This is a genomic window from Flavobacterium sp., from assembly GCF_034111225.1.
Classification (GTDB): domain Bacteria; phylum Bacteroidota; class Bacteroidia; order Flavobacteriales; family Flavobacteriaceae; genus Flavobacterium.
In genome coordinates this window covers 210,329-234,142 of record NZ_JAWUXR010000012.1, presented here as the reverse complement: position 1 = coordinate 234,142, position 23,814 = coordinate 210,329, and the positions used below count along the sequence as shown (strand labels likewise).

Annotated in this window: 26 protein-coding genes; 18 read left to right on the top strand and 8 right to left on the bottom strand. The window is 30.1% G+C overall.

Going from position 1 to position 23,814, the window contains the following annotated elements:
• Window positions 1-70: 70 nt before the first annotated feature.
• On the bottom strand, window positions 71-2,446 hold the full coding sequence (locus tag UXY25_RS09385) for a heavy metal translocating P-type ATPase metal-binding domain-containing protein (protein ID WP_320815749.1): 2,376 nt from the start codon (window positions 2,444-2,446) through the stop codon (window positions 71-73).
• A 105-nt stretch (window positions 2,447-2,551) separates the two neighbouring features.
• Between UXY25_RS09385 and UXY25_RS09380 the strand changes: the two genes are divergently transcribed.
• Window positions 2,552-3,229 carry a Crp/Fnr family transcriptional regulator gene (locus tag UXY25_RS09380; protein WP_320815748.1) on the top strand — a complete coding sequence of 226 codons (678 nt, stop codon included), beginning with the start codon at window positions 2,552-2,554 and terminating at the stop codon, window positions 3,227-3,229.
• Window positions 3,230-3,254: 25 nt separating this feature from the next.
• Here UXY25_RS09380 and UXY25_RS09375 read toward each other — a convergent pair whose 3' ends face one another.
• Entirely contained in the window at window positions 3,255-3,560 is a 306-nt protein-coding gene (locus UXY25_RS09375) for a rhodanese-like domain-containing protein (protein ID WP_320815747.1), read from the bottom strand.
• A 131-nt stretch (window positions 3,561-3,691) separates the two neighbouring features.
• Here UXY25_RS09375 and UXY25_RS09370 point away from each other — a divergent pair, with 131 nt between their 5' ends.
• From UXY25_RS09370 to UXY25_RS09300, 15 genes are all read left to right on the top strand, one after another.
• Window positions 3,692-4,144 carry a MarR family winged helix-turn-helix transcriptional regulator gene (locus UXY25_RS09370; protein WP_320815746.1) on the top strand — a complete coding sequence of 151 codons (453 nt, stop codon included), beginning with the start codon at window positions 3,692-3,694 and terminating at the stop codon, window positions 4,142-4,144.
• A 4-nt stretch (window positions 4,145-4,148) separates the two neighbouring features.
• Window positions 4,149-4,784 (top strand): NAD(P)H-dependent oxidoreductase, encoded by a 636-nt coding sequence (locus tag UXY25_RS09365; RefSeq protein WP_320815745.1) that lies wholly within the window; start codon window positions 4,149-4,151, stop codon window positions 4,782-4,784.
• 18 nt (window positions 4,785-4,802) lie between these two features.
• A complete protein-coding gene (locus UXY25_RS09360) occupies window positions 4,803-5,366 on the top strand; it encodes a YceI family protein (RefSeq protein WP_320815744.1) in 564 nt (187 codons plus the stop codon).
• Between the two features lie 272 nt (window positions 5,367-5,638).
• Window positions 5,639-7,039: an anthranilate synthase component I family protein gene (locus UXY25_RS09355; protein ID WP_320815743.1), complete on the top strand. Its 1,401-nt coding sequence runs from the start codon at window positions 5,639-5,641 to the stop codon at window positions 7,037-7,039.
• Between the two features lie 18 nt (window positions 7,040-7,057).
• Window positions 7,058-7,621, top strand: a complete 564-nt coding sequence (locus tag UXY25_RS09350) for an aminodeoxychorismate/anthranilate synthase component II (RefSeq protein ID WP_320815742.1) — start codon at window positions 7,058-7,060, stop codon at window positions 7,619-7,621.
• 49 nt (window positions 7,622-7,670) lie between these two features.
• Window positions 7,671-8,663, top strand: coding sequence for an anthranilate phosphoribosyltransferase (trpD, locus tag UXY25_RS09345; protein ID WP_320815741.1), 993 nt, complete (start codon window positions 7,671-7,673; stop codon window positions 8,661-8,663).
• Window positions 8,664-8,665: 2 nt separating this feature from the next.
• Window positions 8,666-9,454 (top strand): indole-3-glycerol phosphate synthase TrpC, encoded by a 789-nt coding sequence (gene trpC, locus UXY25_RS09340; protein WP_320815740.1) that lies wholly within the window; start codon window positions 8,666-8,668, stop codon window positions 9,452-9,454.
• Between the two features lie 26 nt (window positions 9,455-9,480).
• A complete protein-coding gene (locus tag UXY25_RS09335; protein WP_320815739.1) occupies window positions 9,481-10,092 on the top strand; it encodes a phosphoribosylanthranilate isomerase in 612 nt (203 codons plus the stop codon).
• A complete protein-coding gene (gene trpB / locus UXY25_RS09330; protein WP_320815738.1) occupies window positions 10,076-11,263 on the top strand; it encodes a tryptophan synthase subunit beta in 1,188 nt (395 codons plus the stop codon). The genes UXY25_RS09335 and trpB overlap by 17 nt, the downstream gene beginning before the upstream one ends.
• Before the next feature lie 18 nt (window positions 11,264-11,281).
• Window positions 11,282-12,046: a tryptophan synthase subunit alpha gene (gene trpA, locus UXY25_RS09325; protein ID WP_320815737.1), complete on the top strand. Its 765-nt coding sequence runs from the start codon at window positions 11,282-11,284 to the stop codon at window positions 12,044-12,046.
• 752 nt (window positions 12,047-12,798) lie between these two features.
• A complete protein-coding gene (locus UXY25_RS09320) occupies window positions 12,799-14,172 on the top strand; it encodes an FAD-binding oxidoreductase (protein WP_320815736.1) in 1,374 nt (457 codons plus the stop codon).
• A gap of 135 nt (window positions 14,173-14,307) precedes the next feature.
• On the top strand, window positions 14,308-14,724 hold the full coding sequence (locus UXY25_RS09315) for a PaaI family thioesterase (protein ID WP_320815735.1): 417 nt from the start codon (window positions 14,308-14,310) through the stop codon (window positions 14,722-14,724).
• 166 nt (window positions 14,725-14,890) lie between these two features.
• Window positions 14,891-16,288 carry a class II fumarate hydratase gene (fumC, locus tag UXY25_RS09310; protein WP_320815734.1) on the top strand — a complete coding sequence of 466 codons (1,398 nt, stop codon included), beginning with the start codon at window positions 14,891-14,893 and terminating at the stop codon, window positions 16,286-16,288.
• 77 nt (window positions 16,289-16,365) lie between these two features.
• Complete coding sequence (locus UXY25_RS09305; RefSeq protein ID WP_320815733.1) at window positions 16,366-16,890, top strand: CIA30 family protein; 525 nt, start codon at window positions 16,366-16,368, stop codon at window positions 16,888-16,890.
• Window positions 16,891-17,556: 666 nt separating this feature from the next.
• Window positions 17,557-18,042, top strand: coding sequence for a GNAT family N-acetyltransferase (locus UXY25_RS09300; RefSeq protein WP_320815732.1), 486 nt, complete (start codon window positions 17,557-17,559; stop codon window positions 18,040-18,042).
• Window positions 18,043-18,050: 8 nt separating this feature from the next.
• Here UXY25_RS09300 and yaaA read toward each other — a convergent pair whose 3' ends face one another.
• From yaaA to UXY25_RS09285, 3 genes are all read right to left on the bottom strand, one after another.
• Window positions 18,051-18,809 (bottom strand): peroxide stress protein YaaA, encoded by a 759-nt coding sequence (gene yaaA / locus UXY25_RS09295; protein ID WP_320815731.1) that lies wholly within the window; start codon window positions 18,807-18,809, stop codon window positions 18,051-18,053.
• 121 nt (window positions 18,810-18,930) lie between these two features.
• Complete coding sequence (locus UXY25_RS09290) at window positions 18,931-19,425, bottom strand: hydrolase (protein ID WP_320815730.1); 495 nt, start codon at window positions 19,423-19,425, stop codon at window positions 18,931-18,933.
• A 12-nt stretch (window positions 19,426-19,437) separates the two neighbouring features.
• Complete coding sequence (locus UXY25_RS09285; protein ID WP_320815729.1) at window positions 19,438-20,202, bottom strand: MBL fold metallo-hydrolase; 765 nt, start codon at window positions 20,200-20,202, stop codon at window positions 19,438-19,440.
• 115 nt (window positions 20,203-20,317) lie between these two features.
• Between UXY25_RS09285 and UXY25_RS09280 the strand changes: the two genes are divergently transcribed.
• Window positions 20,318-21,781 carry a TonB-dependent receptor gene (locus UXY25_RS09280; protein WP_320815783.1) on the top strand — a complete coding sequence of 488 codons (1,464 nt, stop codon included), beginning with the start codon at window positions 20,318-20,320 and terminating at the stop codon, window positions 21,779-21,781.
• A 28-nt stretch (window positions 21,782-21,809) separates the two neighbouring features.
• Here the strand turns inward: UXY25_RS09280 and bcp are convergent, their stop codons facing one another.
• Entirely contained in the window at window positions 21,810-22,262 is a 453-nt protein-coding gene (gene bcp, locus UXY25_RS09275; RefSeq protein WP_320815728.1) for a thioredoxin-dependent thiol peroxidase, read from the bottom strand.
• A gap of 70 nt (window positions 22,263-22,332) precedes the next feature.
• On the opposite strand from bcp, the gene UXY25_RS09270 reads away from it, so the two are divergent.
• Window positions 22,333-22,989 (top strand): endonuclease III, encoded by a 657-nt coding sequence (locus tag UXY25_RS09270; protein ID WP_320815727.1) that lies wholly within the window; start codon window positions 22,333-22,335, stop codon window positions 22,987-22,989.
• A gap of 20 nt (window positions 22,990-23,009) precedes the next feature.
• On the opposite strand, the gene UXY25_RS09265 is transcribed toward UXY25_RS09270, so the two are convergent.
• Together UXY25_RS09265 and UXY25_RS09260 are read right to left on the bottom strand one after the other, a co-directional pair.
• Window positions 23,010-23,153 carry a hypothetical protein gene (locus tag UXY25_RS09265; RefSeq protein ID WP_320815726.1) on the bottom strand — a complete coding sequence of 48 codons (144 nt, stop codon included), beginning with the start codon at window positions 23,151-23,153 and terminating at the stop codon, window positions 23,010-23,012.
• 49 nt (window positions 23,154-23,202) lie between these two features.
• Window positions 23,203-23,787 (bottom strand): RNA polymerase sigma factor, encoded by a 585-nt coding sequence (locus tag UXY25_RS09260; protein WP_320815725.1) that lies wholly within the window; start codon window positions 23,785-23,787, stop codon window positions 23,203-23,205.
• Window positions 23,788-23,814 lie beyond the last annotated feature (27 nt).

The window sequence follows — 23,814 nt, the reverse complement described above, 5'->3', positions numbered from 1 at the left end:
TGTGTTTGGCAAAGTTAATTCTTGCTGTTTTTAAAAAATATGACATTTGTCATATTAACTTAAAATCTTATTATTTTTTCTTAGAATAATAGTTAGACATAATTGTTACAAAACTTACAACTGTTATGGAACTTAACGGCATTATAATAGCAGCAACTAATGGAGACAAATTTCCGGTAATTGCAAAACTCAAACCAACTATATTATATAATAATGACAGTCCAAAACTCAAATAAATAGTTTGCATTGCATTTTTAGAAAATTTTAAATAATATCCTAATTTAGAAAACTGACTAGCATCCATAATTCCATCGCAAGCAGGTGAAAATACATTAACGTTTTCAGAAATTGAGATTCCAACATTACTTTGTGCCAATGCACCTGCATCATTTAATCCATCACCAATCATCATAACATTTTTGCCTTGAAGTTGTAATTGCTCAATATATTCCAACTTTTGTTCTGGTTTTTGATTAAAAATAAGCTCAGTATTAGGCGGTAAAAAACATTGTAAAGTTTCCTTTTCACCTTCATTATCACCAGATAGAATTTTAAGCTCATATTTTGAGTTTAGTGTTTGAAATAATTCTTCTAGTCCATTTCTATATTGATTATCAAATACATAATAGCCTTTATAAGCACCATTAATCTTTACATGAACTTTAGTCTGCTTAGATTCATTATTATCTACAACATTTACAAGGGAAGAAGAGCCTATTAATAATTCAAATTCATTCACTTTTGCTTCAATTCCTTTTCCAGTAATTTCATTAAAAAAGGCTACTTCTAATTTTTTTGAAGTTGGTAAAAAATCATATATTTTTCTACTTAAAGGGTGATTAGAACCCCTCAATACATTCTTTACAAGTTCTATTTCGTAATCTGAAAATTTATCTCCATTAAAATTTACAGATGATTTTTTATTAGAAGTAATTGTACCCGTTTTGTCAAAAACAATAGTATCTACTTTTGCTAATTGTTCAATTACAGTAGCATTTTTTAAATACATTTTTTGTTTCCCCATAATTCGAATTACATTACCTAATGTAAATGGGGCTGTTAAAGCTAATGCACATGGGCAAGCAACAATAAGAATTGCCGTTAAAACATTGAAAGCCATTGAAACATCAATAAATAACCAAATAGCAAATACAATAAAGGCTAACATAAGTAATATTGGAGTGAAATATTGACTGATTTTATCTGTAATTGTTTTATGTTTTTGGTCAATTTTCTTTTGAAAAACATCATTACTCCATAATTGTGTTAAATAACTTTGGGATACTGAAAATAAAACTTCAAGTTCAACTACATTGCCAATTATCTTTCCACCAGCGTAAATTTTACTGCCTGATTTTTTTTCAATTGGAATTTCCTCACCTGTTACAAAACTATAATCAATTGAAGCTTTTTCAGAAATTAAAATTCCGTCGACAGGAATTAATTCTTGATTTCTAATCAATAATCGATCTCCTTTTTCAATATCATAAACTTGAACAGGAATTTCAGTTCCGTCTAGATTTAATTTAGTAATTGCAATTGGAAAATAGGATTTATAATCTCTCTCGAACGAAAGAAAACTATAGGTTTTTTGTTGAAAGAGTTTTCCAAGTAACATAAAAAAGATTAAACCCGTTAAGCTGTCAAAAAAGCCTTGACCATAATCAAATAAAATATCAACTGTACTTCTCACAAACATTACTAATATTCCTAAAGCAATAGGTATATCAATATTTAACATTTTTGATTGAATACTCTTATATGCAGAAACATAATAATCACTTGCTGAATATAAAAATGATGGTAATGCCAAAGCAAAAATTAACCATCTAAAGAAACCTCTATATTGGTTTAACCAAAATTCTTCAACTTCAAAATATTCTGGAAAGGACAATAACATTATATTTCCAAAACAGAAAAAAGCAATACCTAACTTGTAGATTAAACTCCTGTCTATATTCTTTTTTCCTCGTTCAAAATTATCTAAACTTATATAAGGTTCATAACCAATAGAATTTAATAAACAAACCAATTCTTTCAAAGTTACTTGTGAGGAGTCAAAAGTAATTCTAACCTTTTTTTCTGGAAAATTAACTAAAGATGTACTTATTCCTTTTTTAAGTTTTTGTAAATTTTCCAAAATCCAAATACACGAACTACAGTGTATATGAGGAATGTACAATGAAATAATACTCGTTGTATCTTCATTGAATTCAAGAAGTTTTGAGATAATTTTTTCATCATCTAAAAAATCATATTTACCATTAATTTCCTGTGGTGTAGCGCCTGGTGCACTTTGAAAATCATAATAACAAGTTAAATCATTTTGACTAAAAATTTCATAAACGGTCTTGCAACCATTACAGCAAAACTTCTTTTCGTCAAAAATAATTTCTTCTTTTTTACTAAATTCTAAACCACAATGGAAACAATTATTTGTGTCCATAATTTGCTCATTTATACCTAATGCAAAGGTTGAAAAAACCTCAAGTATAAAATATGATATTTGTCATACTTTACATTATCTTTGCTATATAAAGAAAATCATTAAATGAGCAAATGCGAACAATGTATAGTCAGACAATTTAGTTCATTAAAAGCTTTTAATAAAGATGAACTAATAAAAATTGCAAATTGTAAAACTTCTTATACCATAAAAAAAGGAGAACCTTTATTTGAAGAAGGAGAAATGGTGAATGGCGTATTTTGTGTAAAAGATGGTGTTTGCAAAATGACAAAATTAAGTGACAATGGAAAAGATCAAATTGTAAAATTGGCAAAACCAGGAGAACTATTAGGTCAACGTTCAATGATTAGTGAAGAAGCAGCAAATTTAAGTGCAATTGCTTTAGAAGATATGGAAGTATGTTTTATTCCAAAATCTGAAATAATGCAGTTTTTTAATGAAAACAATAAGTTTTCTATGAATATGATGAAAGCTATCTGTGGAGATTTAAAAGAGGCGGATGATCATATGGTAAATATGGCTCAAAAAACCGTAAAACAAAGATTAGCAGAAACATTAATTTATTTAGAAAATTTTCATGGTATTAACGAAGATAAATCTTTAAAAATTCAATTGTCTAGAGATGAATTAGCAGGTATGATAGGTACTGCTACAGAAAGTTGTATTCGGCTATTATCAGATTTCAAAAAAAATAATTTAATTGAAATACAAGGGAAAAAAATAATCTTGTTAGATAAAATTCAATTAAAAAAGATATCATAAAAAAAAGAGCCAATTGGCTCTTTTTTTACTCTATTAGTCCTTCCCATTGCAAAAAACCGCCTACTAAATTATAAGTATTTTCAAAACCTAATTGTTGCATAACACCGCAAGCGTTTGCACTTCTTACCCCTGCAGCACAATATAAATAATAATTTTTAGTTTTATCTAATTCATCTATTAGATATACAAAACCTTGACCTTTATATATATCAAAATTTAAAGAGCCTGGTATTTTTCCGTTTTTTACTTCGTCTTCAGTTCTAACATCTATAATGACACCTTTTTCATCTGCTAAAAACTGACTCCACCACTCTTGTTGTTGTAAATTCATACCTAAATATTTTTCTCCAAATGTATAACCAAAATTATAATTTAAAAAAAATTAATAAAAAATTAACAAACATTTGTATATACAAACAAAATATATTTATACATTTGTATCTACAAATTATGTATTGAAAAATGAATATTGAAGACGAAATAAAAAGTACAATTAAACTAAGTGTAACAAAGAAAGTTATTCTTAATTTAACTTTTACAAGAAATTACATAGGTGATAAATTTAGTGATTTATTAAAGCCTTTTGGAATTTCAAGTGAACAATATAACGTACTTCGTATATTAAGAGGACAAAAAGGAAACCCATTAAACATGCAAGATATTCAAGAGAGAATGGTTACTAAAAACAGTAACACTACTCGACTTATTGACAAATTACTTATAAAAGATATGGTAATAAGAAATACTTGCCCAAATAACAGACGTAAAATAGAAATAAAAATAACAGGTAACGGATTAAATATTCTTTCAAAATTAGATCCAATCATCGAAAAATACGATACTATTTTTACTGAGAAATTATCCAACAAAGAATTAGAAACTTTAAATGAATTATTAGAAAAAATTAGAAATTAAATATATGAACACATTTATAGAAAATCAAAATTGGCGTTATGCTACCAAAAAGTTTGATGCAACTAAAAAAATCAATCAAAAAGATTTAGAAACTTTAAAAGAAGCAATGCGATTAAGTACTTCTTCTTATGGATTACAACCATATAAAATATTTATTATTGAAAATCCTGAAATAAGAGCTAAATTACAGCCTGTTTCTTGGGGTCAAGCCCAAATTACAGAAGCCTCTCACCTATTTGTATTTGCAAATATTGTAGATATTCAAGAAAATCATATTGATGATTATATTGATAATATTATTAGAACTAGAGGATTAAAAATTGAAGACTTAAAGGGATATGCTGATTTTATGAAGTCAAAAATAACAACTTTAGATATTGGCATGAAATCTGTATGGACTTCAAAGCAGACTTATTTAGCTTTAGCAAATTTAATGAATGCTGCTGCTGAATTAAAAATAGATGTTACTCCTATGGAAGGTTTTGAAGCAGAAAAATACAATGAAATACTTCAGTTAAATGAGTTAGGACTAAACGCTTCTTTAGTGGCAACTATAGGATATAGACATGAAGAAGATTCTACACAACATCATATTAAAGTACGTAAATCAAATGAAGAATTATTCACAACAATCAAATAATAACTAAACAAAAAAACTATGAAGAATTTTAAAACAATCGCATTAACTCTAATTACATTAGTATCATTTACAGCAAATTCACAAACAAAAGTTATTGACGCTAAAAAAAGTAACATTCATTGGGTTGGTAAAAAAGTTACAGGTCAACACGAGGGTACAATTTCATTAAAAGATGGTGCATTAGTATTTAAAGGTGATAAACTAGCGGGTGGTAAATTTACTGTTGACATGACAACAATAAACACTACTGATTTAGATGGTGGTATGAAAGGAAAATTAGATGGTCATTTAAAATCTGAAGATTTTTTTGGTACAGAAAAACACCAAACTGCATCATTAATTTTTAAAACTATAGCTGTAAAAGATAAAAACACAACAACTGTAACAGCTGATTTAACTATAAAAGGAATTACAAATCCTATAACATTTGATATGACTATAAATGGTTCTACAGCAACAACTAAGTTAATTGTAGACAGAACAAAATACGATATTAAATATGGTTCTGGTTCTTTCTTTGATAATTTAGGAAACAAAACAATTTATGACGATTTTGAATTAGATGTAACTTTAAACTTCTAATACATTTCATTTGCTATGAAAAAGAAAAAGTCCAAAATTAATTTTTTGGACTTTTTTTTATATAAAGCTTGTTTTTAAAAATAAACTTTACATATATTTGCATATCAATTTATCAAAATGAAAACATTTTTAAATAATACTTGGTGGTGGAATAACTTACTTCAAACGACGTGAGCGAATCCTGCTATAGTATAATTTAATATAAATACATAGAAAAGGCTTGTCAATCACGACAAGCCTTTTTTTATTGTCAATTTTTAAAAATTACAAAAATGAATAAATTCAAATTACATACAAACTACAAACAAATTCTTGCTGATACAACAACTCCGGTAAGTGTTTATTTAAAAATACGTGATAAATTTCCAAATAGTATTTTATTAGAAAGTTCAGATTATCATGCAAACGATAATAGTTTTTCATACATCTGTTTCAATCCAATAGCTTCTATAAAAGTCGAAGATAAAAAAATTGAAACTAATTTTCCAAACGGTTTTTCTGAAATAATTCCAATAGATAATTCAGTAAATGTTTCCTTAGAAATTGAGAAGTTTTCTAAACAATTTCAAACAGATGAAAATCAATTTAAGTTTATTACTCAAGGGTTATTTGGCTATATTTCTTATGATGCAATTCAGTATTTTGAAAATATAAAAATTGCTGAAAAATCAACCGAAAATAAAATTCCAGAAATTTATTATGCGGTTTATCAAAACATAATTGCAATTAATCATTTTAAAAATGAGGCTTATATATTTTGTCATTCTTATAGTAATGAAAATAATATTCAAGAAGTTGAGCAATTATTACAAACTAAAAACTTCGCTTCATTTCCCTTTTTTAAATCTGGAGAAGTTATTTCTAATCTAACCGATAACGATTTTAAAGAATATGTTACGTTAGCAAAACAGCACTGCCAACGTGGAGATGTATTTCAATTGGTGCTTTCTCGTCGATTTTCGCAAGATTTCAAAGGTGATGAGTTCAATGTTTATAGAGCATTAAGAAGTATAAACCCTTCTCCTTATCTATTCTATTTTGATTATGGAAACTTTAAAATATTTGGATCTTCGCCTGAAGCACAATTGGTTATTAAAGATAATCATGCTGAAATTCATCCAATTGCTGGAACTTTTAAACGAACCGGTAATGATGAAGACGATGCAAAACTTGCCAAAAAATTAAACGAAGACAAAAAAGAAAATAGCGAGCATGTAATGCTAGTTGATTTAGCACGAAACGATTTAAGCAGAAGTTGTAACGATGTGAAAGTTGAAAAATACAAAGAAGTACAGTTTTTCTCTCATGTAATACATTTAGTTTCCAAAGTAACCGGACAATTAAAACCCAATCGACCGTTTATGGAATTAGTTGCTAAAACCTTTCCTGCAGGAACTTTAAGTGGAGCTCCTAAATACAAGGCCATGCAATTAATTGAATCTATTGAGAAAACAAATCGTAGTTTTTATGGCGGTGCAATTGGCTTTATGGACTTTGAAGGTAATTTTAATCACGCCATTATGATACGAAGTTTTTTAAGTAAAAATCATACCTTACACTTTCAAGCAGGAGCAGGAATTGTAGCCGATTCATTAGAAGAAAACGAAACACAAGAAGTGTATAATAAATTAGGTGCCTTACAAACGGCCCTAGATTTAGCAGAAAATATTTAATTCAATACAGTCAACAAAATGAAAATAGTAGTCATAGACAATTACGATAGTTTTACATACAATTTAGTTCATTATCTAGAAGATTTAAATGCAGAAGTCACTGTGTATCGTAACGATGAATTTGAATTAGAAGAACTAGAAAAATTCGATAAAATTTTGCTTTCACCTGGACCAGGAATTCCTAATGAAGCAGGGTTGTTAAAAGATGTAATCAAAAAATATGCTAAAACCAAAAGCATCTTTGGTGTTTGCCTTGGTTTACAAGCAATTGGAGAAGTTTTTGGAGGGACATTAACCAATTTAGATAAAGTATATCATGGTGTTGCAACGAAAGTCACACAAACAGAAGACGATTTTATTTTTAACGATTTACCTAAAGAAACAGAAGTTGGAAGATATCATTCTTGGGTAGTTTCAAACGAAAACCTGCCAGAAGATTTAATCGTAACTAGTATCGATGAAAACGGACAAATAATGTCAATGAAACATGCTATTTATGATGTTCGTGGTGTACAGTATCATCCGGAAAGTGTCTTAACTCCAAATGGTAAAAAAATATTAGAGAATTGGCTTAAGAATTAGATTTCTAAAAACTAATTACTAATCACTTTTCACAAATTACTTTACAAAAATGAAAACAATATTAAATAGATTAATCAATCATGAAATACTTTCAAAAGCTGAAGCTAAAGAAGTATTAGTCAACATATCTACAGGAAATTACAATCAAAGTCAAATTTCAGCTTTCTTAACCGTTTACATGATGCGAAGCATTACCATTGAAGAACTTTCGGGTTTTAGAGAAGCTTTGTTAGAATTATGTATTCCAGTTGATTTTTCAGCCTACAATACCATTGATTTATGTGGAACTGGTGGCGATGGAAAAGACACTTTCAACATTTCAACTTTGGCATCATTCATTGTTGCTGGAGCTGGAATCAAAGTCGCAAAACACGGTAATTACGGAGTTTCCTCTATCTCTGGTTCGAGTAACGTAATGGAAAAAATGGGCGTAAAATTCACAAATGACATTGATTTTTTAACCAAATCAATAGAAGAAACTAACATTGCTATTTTACACGCACCTCTATTTCACCCAGCGATGAAAAATGTTGGACCAATTCGTAAAGAATTAGGAGTTAAAACATTTTTTAATATGCTTGGACCAATGGTAAATCCATCTTTTCCAAAGAATCAAATGGTTGGTGTTTTCAGTTTAGAATTGGCTAGAATGTATACTTATTTGTACCAAAATACCACAACTAATTATAGTATTTTACACGGATTAAGTGGCTTTGACGAAGTTTCACTAACCGATGATGTAAAGATTATTACCAATCATTCAGAACAAATTTTAAAACCAAACGATTTTAATTTTTCACCTATTAGGTTAGAAAGCATTAAAGGAGGAAATACAATTGATGAAGCTGCAAAAATATTCCATGATGTCATTTCTGGAAAAGGTTCTTCTGAACAAAATAATGTCGTTTGTGCAAATGCAGCAATTGCCATTCAAACAATAGAAAAATCAAGCTATGAAAATGCTTTAGCCAAAGCACAAGAAAGTTTAATTAGCGGAAAAGCATTCGAAAAACTGAATCACTTAATTAAAATAAGCAACTAAACATGAATATTTTAGATAAAATCATAACCGACAAAAAACGAGAAGTTGCTTTAAAGAAAAGCATCATTCCTGTTTCTCAATTAGAAGCTTCTGTTTTATTTAACGGAAGAACTAATTCAATGGCTAAATTACTTAAAAATAGTCTTTCAGGAATTATTGCAGAACACAAGCGTCGTTCTCCTTCAAAGTCAATTATCAATAATAATCATACTGTTGAAGATGTAGTTTTAGGTTATCAAAATGCGGGAGCTTGTGGTATTTCTGTTTTAACGGATGGCAAATATTTTGGTGGTTCTTTAGAAGATTTATTATTATCTAAGGCTTCTGTGAATATTCCTTTATTGCGAAAAGAATTTGTAGTTGACGAATATCAATTGTTAGAGGCTAAAGCAAACGGAGCAGATGCAATATTATTAATTGCAGCTGTTTTATCTCGTGAAGAAATCAAACATTTGTCAGAATTTGCTCAAAGTTTAGCCTTAGAAGTTTTACTAGAAGTACACAACCAGGAAGAATTAGAAAAATCAATTATGACAAGTTTAGATATGATTGGAGTAAATAATCGAAACCTTAAAACATTTGAAGTAAGTTTAGATTACAGCAAAGAATTAGCTCATCAAATTCCAGATGATTTTGTAAAAGTTTCTGAAAGTGGTATCAGTTCGATTGAAGCAGTGAAAGAATTGCAAAAATATGGATATCAAGGTTTTTTAATGGGAGAACATTTCATGAAAACTGATAATCCAGGTAAAGAAGCCAATGAATTTATCCGAAAAATTTCTTTAAAATGAACCAATTAAAACTAAAAATATGCGGCATGAAATATCCTGAAAACATTCAGGATATTGCTTTATTGAAACCTGATTATTTGGGATTCATATTTTGGGATCAATCAAGTCGGAAATTTGATTTAAATGAAATTCCAAAACTGGATCCTAAAATAAAAAAAGTTGGGGTTTTTGTAAATGCCTCTATTAATGAAATTATTTTGAAAGTAAATCAGTTTAAACTTGATGTAATTCAACTTCACGGAAATGAATCAGTTATTTTTTGCAAAAATGTAAAAAAATTAGGAGTTGAAGTCATCAAAGCTTTTTCGATTGACAATACATTCAATTTCAATTCAGTTAAAGAATATGTTGCATTTGTTGATTATTTTTTATTCGATACCAAAGGAAAGTTACCTGGAGGAAACGGTATTACATTCAACTGGAAAGTATTAGAAAAATATCCTTATGAAAAATCATTTTTTTTAAGTGGTGGAATTGGAAAAACAGAAATCGATGCTATAAAAGACTTCTTAAAAACTGAAGTAGCAAAAAAATGTATTGCAATTGATGTGAATAGCCGATTTGAAACTAAACCCGGCTATAAAAATTCAACTAAAATTAAAAAATTTAAAAAGTCCCTATATGAAAACGAAATATAACGTAGACCAAAACGGGTTTTATGGCAAATTTGGAGGTGCTTTCATTCCTGAAATGCTGTATCCAAATGTAGAAGAATTAAAAGAAAATTACTTGAAAATAATGGCTGAACCTTCTTTTCAAGAAGAATGTAATGATTTATTAAAACAATATGTAGGAAGACCTACTCCATTGTATTTTGCCAAACGTTTATCAGATAAATACAAAACAAAAATCTATCTAAAAAGAGAAGATTTATGCCACACTGGTGCACATAAAGTGAACAATACTATCGGACAAATTTTAATGGCTAAACGTTTGGGAAAAACTCGAATCATAGCTGAAACAGGTGCTGGTCAGCATGGTGTAGCAACGGCTACGGTTTGTGCGTTAATGGGTTTAGAATGCATAGTGTATATGGGTGAAGTGGACATCAAACGTCAAGCTCCTAATGTAGCGCGTATGAAAATGTTGGGTGCGGAAGTTCGTCCGGCTACTTCTGGTTCAAAAACTTTAAAAGACGCAACAAATGAAGCCATTCGTGATTGGATTAATAATCCTGTGGATACTTTTTACATCATCGGTTCGGTTGTTGGTCCTCATCCTTATCCTGATATGGTCGCAAGATTTCAAAGTGTGATTTCTAAAGAGATCAAAGAGCAATTACAAGAACAAGAAGGAAGAGAAAACCCTGATTATGTGATTGCTTGTGTTGGTGGAGGCAGTAATGCTGCAGGAGCTTTCTATGAATTTTTAGAAAACGAATCGGTAAAACTAATTGCAGTTGAGGCAGCTGGTCATGGAGTAGATTCTGGTGAAAGTGCTGCAACATCTGTTTTAGGAAAAATCGGAATCATTCATGGAAGCAAAACCTTATTGATGCAAACGGATGATGGACAAATCACGGAACCTTATTCTATTTCGGCTGGTTTAGATTATCCTGGAGTTGGTCCATTACATGCTCATTTACATGATTCTAATCGTGCTGAATTCATTGCTATTACCGATAGTGAAGCCATGCAATCGGGTTTGGAGATTTCAAAAATGGAAGGTATTATTCCAGCTATTGAAACAGCTCATGCTTTTGCGGTTTTAGATAAAAAACAATTCAAACCGACTGATATTGTGGTGATTAATTTATCAGGAAGAGGTGATAAAGATTTGAATACCTATATAGATTATTTCGGATTTTAATTTAAAGAAAATAGCAAAATGAACAGAATAAATATAAAATTACAAGAAAATAAGAAACTGCTTTCTATCTATTTTACAGCAGGTTATCCAAATTTAAACGATACCATTTCTATTATTCAAGAGTTGGAACAAAATGGTGTAGACATGATTGAAATTGGACTTCCATTTTCTGATCCTTTAGCAGATGGACCAACTATTCAAGAAAGTTCGACACAAGCTATTGCAAACGGAATGACGACTTCACTCCTATTTGAGCAATTAAAAGACATTCGTAAATCAGTAAAAATTCCTCTAATAATTATGGGCTATTTTAATCCTATGATGCAATTTGGAATGGAACAATTTTGTAAAAAATGTGCTGAAGTTGGAATCGATGGTTTAATTATTCCCGATTTACCTTTATATGTTTACGAAACAGAATACAAAGCAATTTTTGAAAAATACAATTTGAAAAATGTTTTCTTAATCACGCCACAAACTTCAAACGAACGCATTACTCAAATTGACGCAATTTCAGATAGTTTTATTTATATGGTTAGTTCTGCTGCGGTTACAGGAAGTCAAAGTGGTTTTGGTGATGAACAAATAGATTATTTTAAACGCATTGCTTCTTTAAATCTAAAAAACCCGCAAATTGTTGGTTTCGGAATAAATAACAAGGAAACATTTTCACAAGCTACAAAACATCAAAAAGGGGCAATTATTGGAAGTGCTTTTATTACGTTTATAGGAAATAATCCAATTAATAGGATCAAAGATTTTGTTCAAAAAATCAGAATATAGCTCATTTTTTCGTACCTTGTTGAAAATAAGCATTATACAAAATTTACATCACGTTATTAAAAAATAATGTTTCAAATATATCGTAAAGAAAAATGATTAAAACACAAGATTTTGGTTAAATTTTGCTTTACTTCCTTTGTAACATTAGAAATATAGATCCTTTAGATTATGAGAAAAAATTATTCCTGTTGGTAAAAATGACTATATTGAAATGTAAATTTTATAAAAATGCTAGTAACACTAACAAAAAATACAATCTTCAATAAGTTATCTAATTCTTAAAAAAATTGTAGGCAATTGGTAATCTTACTGCGCTAATTATAAGTTTTTATTTATTCATTCAAAAAAACTAACAATTTTTGCAGTATTTATAGACACCAAAAAAATATTATACCTCAAATAATCTAATGTGGGAGAATATCAGAATCTAAAACTGTTTGCTACAATAACAAAACTTGCTTCCTTTTTACCCTGTCTTCAAAAAATAGAACTACTATAAAAAAATTGATTAATAAGAGTCTATATAGTTCTAGTATATTTACTAAAACCCTTACCTATTTTCTGATCGGTTTCTATTTGCTTCATTAGGCATTTAAAAACACGTAACTAATAGTGCATAACAAAGTCAGCAATTAAATTTGACCGACTAAGATGAAATGAAAAAATTGTATTAAGCTATTTTATCATTTACTTCTAATTCTATTACAATAGATATAGAACCTACTTATTTATAATCGTAAAACATACATATTATGATAAACAAAACTATTATTCAGGAATTTAAGGCAAACTTAAGAGGTGCTTTAATAGAGCCTCAGGACAAAGGATACGATGATGCTCGAAAAGTTTACAATGCCATGATAAACAAACGACCGCTCATAATAGTAAAGTGCGTGGATGTGGCTGATGTAATGGCCGCTGTAAATTTTGGGAGAGAAAACAAACTTCTTATTGCAGTTAGAGGTGGTGGACATAATGGAGGCGGATTAGGGCTCTGTAATGATGGATTAGTAATTGATTTGTCTTGTCTCAAATTTGTGAGGGTAGATACATCAACCAATACTGTACGTGTTGGTGGTGGTAATCTTTGGGGAGAAGTTGACCACGCTACGCATCCATTTGGATTGGCCGTTCCTGCTGGAATTATCTCTACAACTGGAGTTGGAGGATTAACACTTGGTGGAGGTATTGGTCATCTTTCTAGAAAATATGGACTTACCATTGATAATTTGCTTGAAGCCGATATGGTGTTGGCCGATGGATTGATTGTAACTGTAAATAAAGACCAAAACGCAGATCTTTTTTGGGCGATTCGAGGTGGAGGTGGAAATTTCGGAATTGTTACTTCGTTCAAATTTCAGGCACATCCAGTAAAAAATGTTTTTGGTGGGCCAACACTTTGGCCAATAGAAAAAACAGAAGAAATTATGGAATGGTACCATAATTTTATCCTTAATGCTCCAGACGAGTTAAATGGGTTTATTGCAACAATGATTATTCCCGGGCCACCATTTCCCGAACATTTGCACAACAAACAATTTTGTGGAATAGTATGGTGTTATACAGGCGATATGAATAAAGCAAAAGAAGCCTTCAAGCCAATATTAGCTAAAAATCCGCTTTTCGAACATGTTGGTGAAATGCCTTATCCTTCAGTACAAACACTTTTTGACGGGCTATTTCCTCCCGGTCTACAATGGTATTGGAGAGCTGACTTTTTTACTGAATTAGGACCTGAAATCAGAGCACAGCATTTAAAATTTGGATCAAATATTCCAACCCCGCTTTCTCAAATGCATTTATATCCTATTAGTGGTGCTGCAAGTAGAGTTAGGAATGAAGAAACTGCTTGGGCTTATCGAGATGCCAACTATGCAGGAGTAATTGTAGGTGTTGATCCTGAGCCAGCAAACGCAACTAAAATCACAAAATGGTGTAAAGATTATTGGGAAGCATTACATCCATATTCATCAGGTGGAGCGTATTCAAATTTTATGATGGATGAAACAGAAGAGCGTGTAAAAGCAACGTATGGTAAAAATTATGAAAGGTTAGTAACACTTAAGAACAAGTACGACCCAACTAATTTGTTTAGGGTAAATCAGAATATTAAACCCTCTTTGTAAAAAATTCTTTTCTTGCACAACAAACTATTTGAAAAATAGTATAAATCCCAAGCTTTCCCTTGGGATTTTCTTACTAACAATTATAAGGTTTTAAATATTAAAGTGTAATTATAATTATAATCCTAAAGAGCATATATGAAAATTCAAGCTACAGTAGATCAGATAAATAAACTTTGCAAGAATAACCTTATAGAAAATCTTGGTATAGAGATTTTGAAAGTTGGAGATGATTTCATTGAGGCCTCTATGCCTGTTGATGAAAGAACAATGACTCCATTAGGTTTTCTCCACGGTGGCGCAAGTGCGGCTTTAGCTGAAACTCTTGGAAGTTTTGGTTCCTATTTCCTTATTGATCAAAAGTTAGAGACAATGGCTGGACTAAACGTTGCATCAAATCATCTCAAAGGAGTTAGGTCTGGAAATGTTTATGCGAAGGCAAAAATCACACATAAAGGTCGTACTACACACTTCTGGAAGATTGAGATAACAAATGAATCTGGTCAAATTATAAATTCTAGTACTTTGACGGTGGCCATTATAAAACTCAAATAGTAGAAAAATAACGCTTGGTAACACAGTGTATAAAACATCGCAAATAAAGACTTCACAATTAGGTTGTATTTAATCTAAATGTAGTACCTTTTTACACGCTACGTATAAAATACAAACCGTTACAAGCAACCATTAAAAAACACCATTCAGACAAAAAAAATCTCATATGGAATATAGAATAGTAAAAGATACAATGGGCGAAGTTAAAGTTCCAATTAATGCGTATTGGGGAGCCCAAACCGAACGTTCCCGTACTAATTTTAATGTCGGGCAAGAAGCCTCTATGCCTTTAGAGGTAATTCATGCATTTGCTTATTTAAAAAAAGCAGCAGCATTGGCAAATCACAAATTAGGTGTTTTAGATGGCAATAAAAAGGATTTGATAATAAAAGTATGTGATGAAATTATTGCTGGCAAATTAGATAACGAATTTCCATTGGTAATTTGGCAAACGGGTTCTGGAACGCATACCAATATGAACTTAAACGAAGTAATTGCTAATCGTGCGCATGTACTACAAGGAAATAAACTAGGCGAAGGGCAATTATTCATTCACCCAAATGATGATGTTATTAATTCGCAATCTTCTAACGATACCTTTCCAACAGCGATGCATATTGCAGCTTATAAAAGAATTGTAGAACATACACTTCCAGCAATTATAGCATTAAAAGAAACTTTAAATACTAAATCGAAAGATTTTAAAGACATCGTTAAAACAGGGCGTACCCATTTTATGGATGCTACTCCACTTACATTAGGACAAGAGTTTTCGGGTTATACCAAACAATTAACAAATAGAATAGAAGCACTTAAAAATGCTTTAGAAAAAGTTAGAGAACTAGCGCTTGGCGGAACAGCTGTAGGAACAGGATTAAATGCTCCAAAAGGTTATGATGTTTTAGTTGCCAAAAAAATTGCCGAGATTACTAATTTGCCCTTTATTACTGCACCCAATAAATTTGAAGCAATTGCTGCCCATGATGCAATGGTTGAACTGTCTGGAGTAATGAAAAGTTGTGCCGTTTCGTTAATGAAAATTGGTAACGATATTCGCATGTTGAGTTCTGGACCGCGATGTGGAATAGGCGAAATTATAATTCCAACAAACGAACCCGGTTCTTCTATAATGCCAGGCAAAGTAAACCCAACACAAGCGGAAGCTTTAACAATGGTTTGTGCGCAAATTATGGGTAACGATGTTGCCGTTTCAATAGGCGGCTCAAATGGCCAATTTGAACTAAATGCGTTTAAACCACTTATCATTGCAAATGTGTTACAATCAGCGCGTTTGTTAGGCGATGTTTGTACTTCGTTCAACACAAATTGTGTGATAGGAATTCAGCCTAATATTCCTGTAATAAAAGAACATTTAGAAAACTCTTTAATGCTTGTAACAGCGCTCAACACACATATTGGCTATGAAAATGCTGCCAAAATTGTAAAAAAGGCATACGCAGAAAACATAACCTTACGCCAAGCAGCTGCAGCATTAAACCTTGTAACCAATGAAGAGTTTGACAAATGGGTAAAACCAGAAGATATGTGTGGCACAATGGATTAAACACATTATAAAAGCCTGTTAAATTCATTTAAAAAAGGTTTTATTGGCTTACATTTAGGTTGTAAAAACAGAACACCATGAAACTAACCTTACTTCTACTCTTCGCATTTATGAACAGCACAATAATTTACAACTTTAACAAAGATTCTTCACCAAGAGACTGGAGAATAATAGACGATGGCGTAATGGGCGGCGTATCTCAAGGGAAATTTTCTATAGATACTGAAGGCAATGGTGTTTTTGAGGGAACCGTTTCTCTAGAAAACAATGGCGGTTTTTCATCTGTGCGTTATGGATTTGATGCAATAAAAGCAAACCCACAAAGCACAATTAGCATTCGTTTAAAAGGCGATGGTAAAGCGTACCAATTTAGAATTAAAGATAAATCAAACGCTTATTATTCCTATATTATAACTTTTAAAACTACAGGAAAATGGGAAACCATAAATATTAAATTGAGTGATTTATATCCTTCGTTTAGAGGTAGCAAGCTTGATTTACCTAATTTCAACAGTGATTCATTTGAAGAAATAGTATTTTTAATTGGAAATAAAAAGAACGAATCTTTTAAACTAGTTTTAAATAAAATTGAGTTAAAATAATGTTTTAACATATTATCTATCTCAACTGCCAAACTTTCGTTTTTTTGTACAATCATAAGTTCTTAAGTACTCAATACTAATTTTAAGTATATTTGGAAAATAATATATTTTTCATTCATATATATTTACAAGGCTTAGTATATACAAACTAGTTAGCTGATATTGATTATCGAAACTAAAACGTTAAACATGAAAAATAGAAATTTATTACTTCGATATTTTGGTTTTTTCATCTTGATAATTGGCGTAATTCTTAATCTTTTAATGTTCATAGGAAATGCATGGCCAACATATATTTATTTACTTTTTTGTTTGGCAGGAATATTACAAATTTTAATATCAAAATCATTAAAAAAGATTCTAATTGTTTGGCAATTATTCTGGATTATAATTCCATTTGTTGTGATGTATTGTTACTTTCATTTTATCAATTAATAAATTAGAATGAAGTATAAAATTTGAAAGATTTAGTTGGATTATTTTAGTGGTTATTAATTAGATTTACAAGAACCAAACTGAGTAAAGAACTAACAAAAGTAAAATGGCCTAGAAATTTAACTTCCTTAATATTCCTAGTATACACTAATTTAAATTGAAGTAACAGCAGTTAAAAGTAATGACTTAGGTAAGGAAAAACTTTTGGCAAACATAAAACGAGTACAAAATATGATTGAAAAACTACAAAACAAGGATATAAAAATAGCTGAAAAAATACGTGCGGTTTTTCAAGTATCTTATAAAGTAGAAGCAAAATTATTAAACGCTATAGACTTTCCTCCGTTAAAAAGACCTATTGAAGAGTATGTAAATTGTAGTAATCATTTTTTTGGGTTCTTAAAAGACAAAGAATTGGCTGCGGTAGTCGAAATTATTCATAATGAAGAGTATACTCACATAAGAAGTTTAGTGGTGAATCCTGCTTTTTTCAAACAAGGAATTGCCTCAAAACTAATGGAGTTTGTTTTGAACACATTTGATTCTTCTCTTTTTGTGGTAGAAACTGGTGTAAATAACGGACCGGCTTCTGCATTGTATAAGAAATTTCATTTTAAAGAAGTCAAACAATGGGAAACGGATCACGGCATTAGAAAAATAAAATTTGAGCGCATAATGAATACTGATGCTTCAAAAAAAACAAGATGTAATGTGTAAACAAATGTTTATCTCGTAAAAACCAATGTACTTCCTTTACTCAAATTACCATCAAAAGCATAACCATCATAATTAAATAGCTTTAAATCATCAACAGTTTCAGCGTTGGTATCAATAATATAACGTACCATTAATCCCCTAGCCTTTTTGGCAAAAAAACTTATCATTTTAAGTTTTCCGTCTTTGTAATCTTTAAATTCGGGTGTAATTACTGCTGTTTTTAATGATTTTGTATCTACAGCGCTAAAATATTCGTTACTCGCTAAATTGATAAACAGTTCGTCTTTAGAAAGTTCTTTATTTAAAGAATCAGTAACCGTTTTTTTCCAAAACTCATATAAATTCTTCTTTGCTCCTATTGGGATTGAAGTTCCCATTTCAAGTCGGTACGGCTGCATTAAATCGAGTGGTTTTAAAACACCATATAAACCCGAAAGTATGCGTAATTTATCTTGTAAAACGTCTAGTTTATCTTCTGTAATCGTATAAGCATCTAAACCTGTATAAACATCGCCATTAAAAGCATAAACTGCTGGTCGAGCATTTTCGGTAGTAAAAGGTATTGCCCATTCTTGATTGCGCTGCCAGTTTAAATCGGCCAATTTTTCAGAAATAGACATTAATTCCATCAACTGTTTTGGCTTTTTCTTTTTTAACGTTTTATGTATAGTCTCCGATTTTGAAAGAAATTCCGATTGCGTAAAACGAACGGTTGGTAATTTGGTTTCAAAATCTAAAGATTTAGCTGGCGATATAACAATTTTCATAGGGTAACTTTTTTCAAAAATACAAATTCAAGATATAATATCATATACGTTAAAATTGTAATTCTCGATTTTGGTATAATTAATTCTTATAAAAAAAGCTCCAAAATTGGAGCTTTTTTTGTTATTTCTTTAGTTGTTTTTCATACATAACGGTCTCTACCGTTTCAAAATCGGTAGGCTTATCATCATTATGAAAATATTTAATTAAAACTTGTCCCCATAAATTAGAATTTGAATATTCTGCAATAATCCATCTATGGTTTAGCATTTTTGCTTTATTAATAATAAAAGGTTTTCCTTCAATTGACTCATAAGGAACTAATTTGTTTCCGCTTTTGTTTGTGTTTAATGAATTTAAATCTTCATTCACTTTAGCCATTACTTTTGGGTAATCTAAATTTTTATTGTAAAAATAATCTTGAGCATCTTGGTCTGTTTCAATTGAAAAATAATCACTTGCTTTTAATGAATCGATAGCAACATTTGAAGCTTTTAAATTTTCTTTCATTCTAACAACTTCAGCATCTTTTGCTTTTAAAATTTTATTAGAATTAACGTATAAAAAAACATTTATCAACAATGAAAAGATAAATAAGTACATGAATGTGTTTTTCATAATATATATTGGTTAAATTGAAATTTCTAAATTATCATATGCTACATAAACGTTATTTGGAAGCTTTTGTTGTATTGCTTCATGAAATCCAAATAAATGGCTAATGTGCGTTATATATGCCTTTTCTGGCTGAACCAAAGATATAAAATCTAATGCTTCTTGTAAATTAAAATGAGTGTTGTGCTTCTCTTCTCGTAAACAATTAATAACTAATACTTTACAATTAATTATTTTATTAATTTCTTGTTTAGAAATGGTTTTAACATCAGTTAAATACACAAAATCTTGAATTTTATATCCAAAAACTTGTAAACTTCCATGAAATGCATTTATTGGAATAACATCTACATTATTAATCGTAAATACTTCGTTTTCTACAACTTGAATCGTATTAACAGACGGAGCACCTGGATATCTATTTTCTGTTTCAAAAATATACCCAAAGCGTTGTTCCAAATTTTTAATTACTCTTTTATGTCCATAAACGGAAAGAGCACCTTGTTTAAAATTAAAAGGTCTTATGTCGTCTAAACCAGCAGTATGGTCAGCATGTTCGTGTGTGAATAAAATGGCATCAATTTTAGAACATTTAGAAGTTAGCATTTGTTGTCTAAAATCTGGTCCGCAATCAATTACAAAAGAAAAATCATCTGAGTGTACCCAAACAGAAACCCTTAATCTTTTGTCTTTTAAATCTTCACTTAAACATACAGGGTGATTACTCCCAATTACTGGAATACCTTGTGATGTGCCCGTTCCTAAGAAATAAATCTTCAATGTTATATTTTTACACAAAAATAATAATAATTACCTTAATTTTTAACAAATTCATTAACTTTGCAACTACATGATTACTAAAATTGATCCTAAACTACTGCTATAGATGAAAAGTATTGTAACCGACATTAAATTAAGTGGAGATAAAATGATTGAGCAGATTCCTTCTTTAAAGGATAAAGCTTTAAGAATTAATCTTAATGAATATATCTACGGTACATTTTCTGAAATTGGTGCAGGTCAAGAAACAGTTCGTCATTTCTTTAGAGCTGGTGCATCATCAGGAACTATTGCAAAAGCAATGTCTGCTTACGATAAAGATTTTAGTGATGCAATTTATGGAATTGAAGAAGATGGAAGATATGTAACTGAAAGTAGGTTGCGCAAAATGCTTACGCATGAATCAAACTTAATGGAAGAACGTTTATTAAGAGATAAACATCCTAATAAATTATTCTTTACTTACGCAAATACTGTTGCAACAATAGATTTTGCTAAACAATACAAAGGTCACGGTTGGGTTGGTATCAAATACCAAGTTGATGCTAGTGAAGAATATAATGAAATTTTACTACATATTCGTTTTAAAGAAACGGATGCAAAATTACAACAAGAAACGTTAGGTACATTAGGTGTAAACTTAATTTACGGAGCGTTTTATAAGTATAATGATCCTAAAAAATTACTTCGTTACTTATACGATCATTTAGATAAAGACCAATTAGAAATTGATACTATTAATTTCTCTGGACCTCGTTTTGCCGATGTTGATAATCGTTTAATGAGTTTACAGTTGGTTAAAAACGGAATGACAGATGCAGTAATGTTTGGACCAGATGGAAATAACATTTTACCTGCAGCCGTTTTATACAAAAAAAACATATTAGCTTTAAGAGGAAGCTTTAGACCTGTAACTAAGGTGAATATGAACATGTATATGAAGTCATATAACATGTTTATTGAAGAAAAAAAGGTGGATATTGAAAATACACTTGTTATTTTTGAAATTACTTTATCTAATTTGAAAGCAGAAGGAGAAATTGATGAAAGAGATTTCTTAGACAGAGCTGAATTACTTTGTTCTCTTGGACAAACTGTAATGATTTCTAATTTCCAAGAGTACTTTAAGGTTGTTGAATATTTTTCTGATTATACTAAAGCAAGAATGGGACTTGCAATGGGTGTTAATAATCTTGTAGATATTTTTGATGAGAAATACTATCGTCATTTATCTGGTGGAATATTAGAAGCTTTCGGTAAATTATTCTACCGCGATTTAAAAGTGTACTTATACCCAATGAAAGAAGAAGATGGAACAATTGTAAATTCTGACAATTTGAAAGTACACCCAAGAATGAAAGAATTATATAAATTCTTTAAATTCAATGGTAAAGTAGTTGATATCAACGATTTTGATGAAAAAAATCTTGAAATATTTTCTAGAAAAGTATTAAAAATGATTTCTAATAATGATGAAGGTTGGGAAGACATGCTTCCTGAAGGAATTTCAGAATTAATTAAAACACATAATCTTTTTGGTTTTGATCCTAAAAAGCAAATCGCAGAAAAAACAAACTAAGAAAATCCCGCAATTGCGGGATTTTTTATTAATCTAATATTTGAGCTGCGTGAGCTTTTGTTTTTACTTTCTCAATTACATCAGTTAGAATACTGTTTTCATCAATTACAAAAGTAGTTCTGTGAATGCCATCATATTCTTTACCCATAAATTTCTTTGGCCCCCAAACACCAAACGCTTCAATAACTGATTTATCTTCATCAGCTAAAAGTGGAAATGGTAAACTGTTTTTCTCAATGAAATTAGCCTGACGTTTAGCACTATCAGCACTAACACCTATTATTGAATAGTTGTTTGCTATAAAGCGCTCAAAATTATCTCTTAAATCGCAAGCTTCTGCAGTGCAACCAGGTGTACTTGCTTTTGGATAGAAGAAAACTACAAGTTTCTTTCCTTTATAATCAGATAAAGAATGTTGATTTCCGTCTTGGTCTAATCCTGAGAAATTTGGAGCTTTATCCCCTATTTTTAAAGTTGTCATTTTATATTTTGTTTAATTTGTATTAAGTGTAACTTTGTTAAAAGTTATAATAAACGATAAAAATACAAAAATGACAAAGAATGAAAAAGTAACATTTGTTATAAATACGTTAAACAAACTATATCCTGAAATTCCAATTCCATTAGATCATAAAGATCCGTATACATTGCTAATTGCAGTTTTACTTTCTGCGCAATGTACAGATGTTAGAGTAAATAAAATTACACCTCTTTTATTTGCCAAAGCTGACAATCCGTATGATATGATAAAAATGAGTGTGGAAGAAATTAAGGAGATTATAAGACCTTGTGGACTTTCGCCTATGAAATCAAAAGGAATTCATGGTTTATCACATATACTAATTGATAAACACAACGGAGAAGTTCCTCAAAGTTTTGAATTTTTAGAAGAATTACCAGCAGTTGGGCACAAAACAGCAAGTGTTGTAATGAGTCAGGCTTTTGGAGTTCCAGCTTTTCCTGTAGACACACACATTCATCGTTTAATGTATCGCTGGAATTTAACGAATGGAAAAAATGTTGTTCAAACCGAAAAAGATGCAAAACGTATTTTTCCTGAGGAGCTTTGGAACGAATTACACTTACAAATCATTTGGTACGGTAGAGAATATTCTCCTGCACGAGGTTGGAATTTAGAAAAAGATATAATTACGAAGACAATTGGAAGAAAAACGGTCTTAGAGCAATATAACAAAAAAGCCTCGTAATCTGATTACGAGGCTTTTCTTTAATTAACAATAATTTCAAAGGTTAGATTACCTACTTTTTGAATTCTTAAAGCTTTTGAATAATTAAGAATAAACGAAATCGTTTCTTTTTTAGGTAACATTTTATTGATTGCTAATTTCTTTTTAGAGTAAAGTTTTGCCATAGAGTTTGTTATGTTTTTATCTATAACGCAAACTAAATTATATTATTGTTTAATTCGTTAAAACAATTTGGTTTTTTTCTATAACTTTTCTCAAGTTTATTATAGCATATCGCATTCTACCTAGAGCTGTATTAATACTAACACCAGTAGTTTCAGCTATTTCTTTAAAACTTAAATCTTGGTAAATACGCATTTTTAAAACTTCTTTTTGATCTTCAGGTAGTTCTTCAATAAGTTTACTTAAGTCTAATTCGACTTGTTCTAAAATAATTTGACTTTCAACGTTTAAACTTGTGTCAGATATAAGTGAAAAAACAGAATATTCGTCAGTATCTCTTTGAAAGCGCATTCTTTTTGACTTTCTAAAATGGTCAATTACTAAATTATGAGCAATACGCATTACCCAAGGTAAAAATTTACCTTCTTCATTATAGGATTTTGCTTTAAGGGTTTTAATGACTTTAATAAAGGTGTCTTGAAAGACATCTTCACATAAATCTTTATCATTAATCTTAGAATAAATAAATCCGTAAATTTTAGATTGATGTCTTTTTATTAAAATTGACAAAGAGTTTTCATCACCTTCAATATAATTTTTTACTAGAACACCATCAGAAAGTTTGTGATTAGCCATAAGATTACCTTTTAATTTATTGGGGTT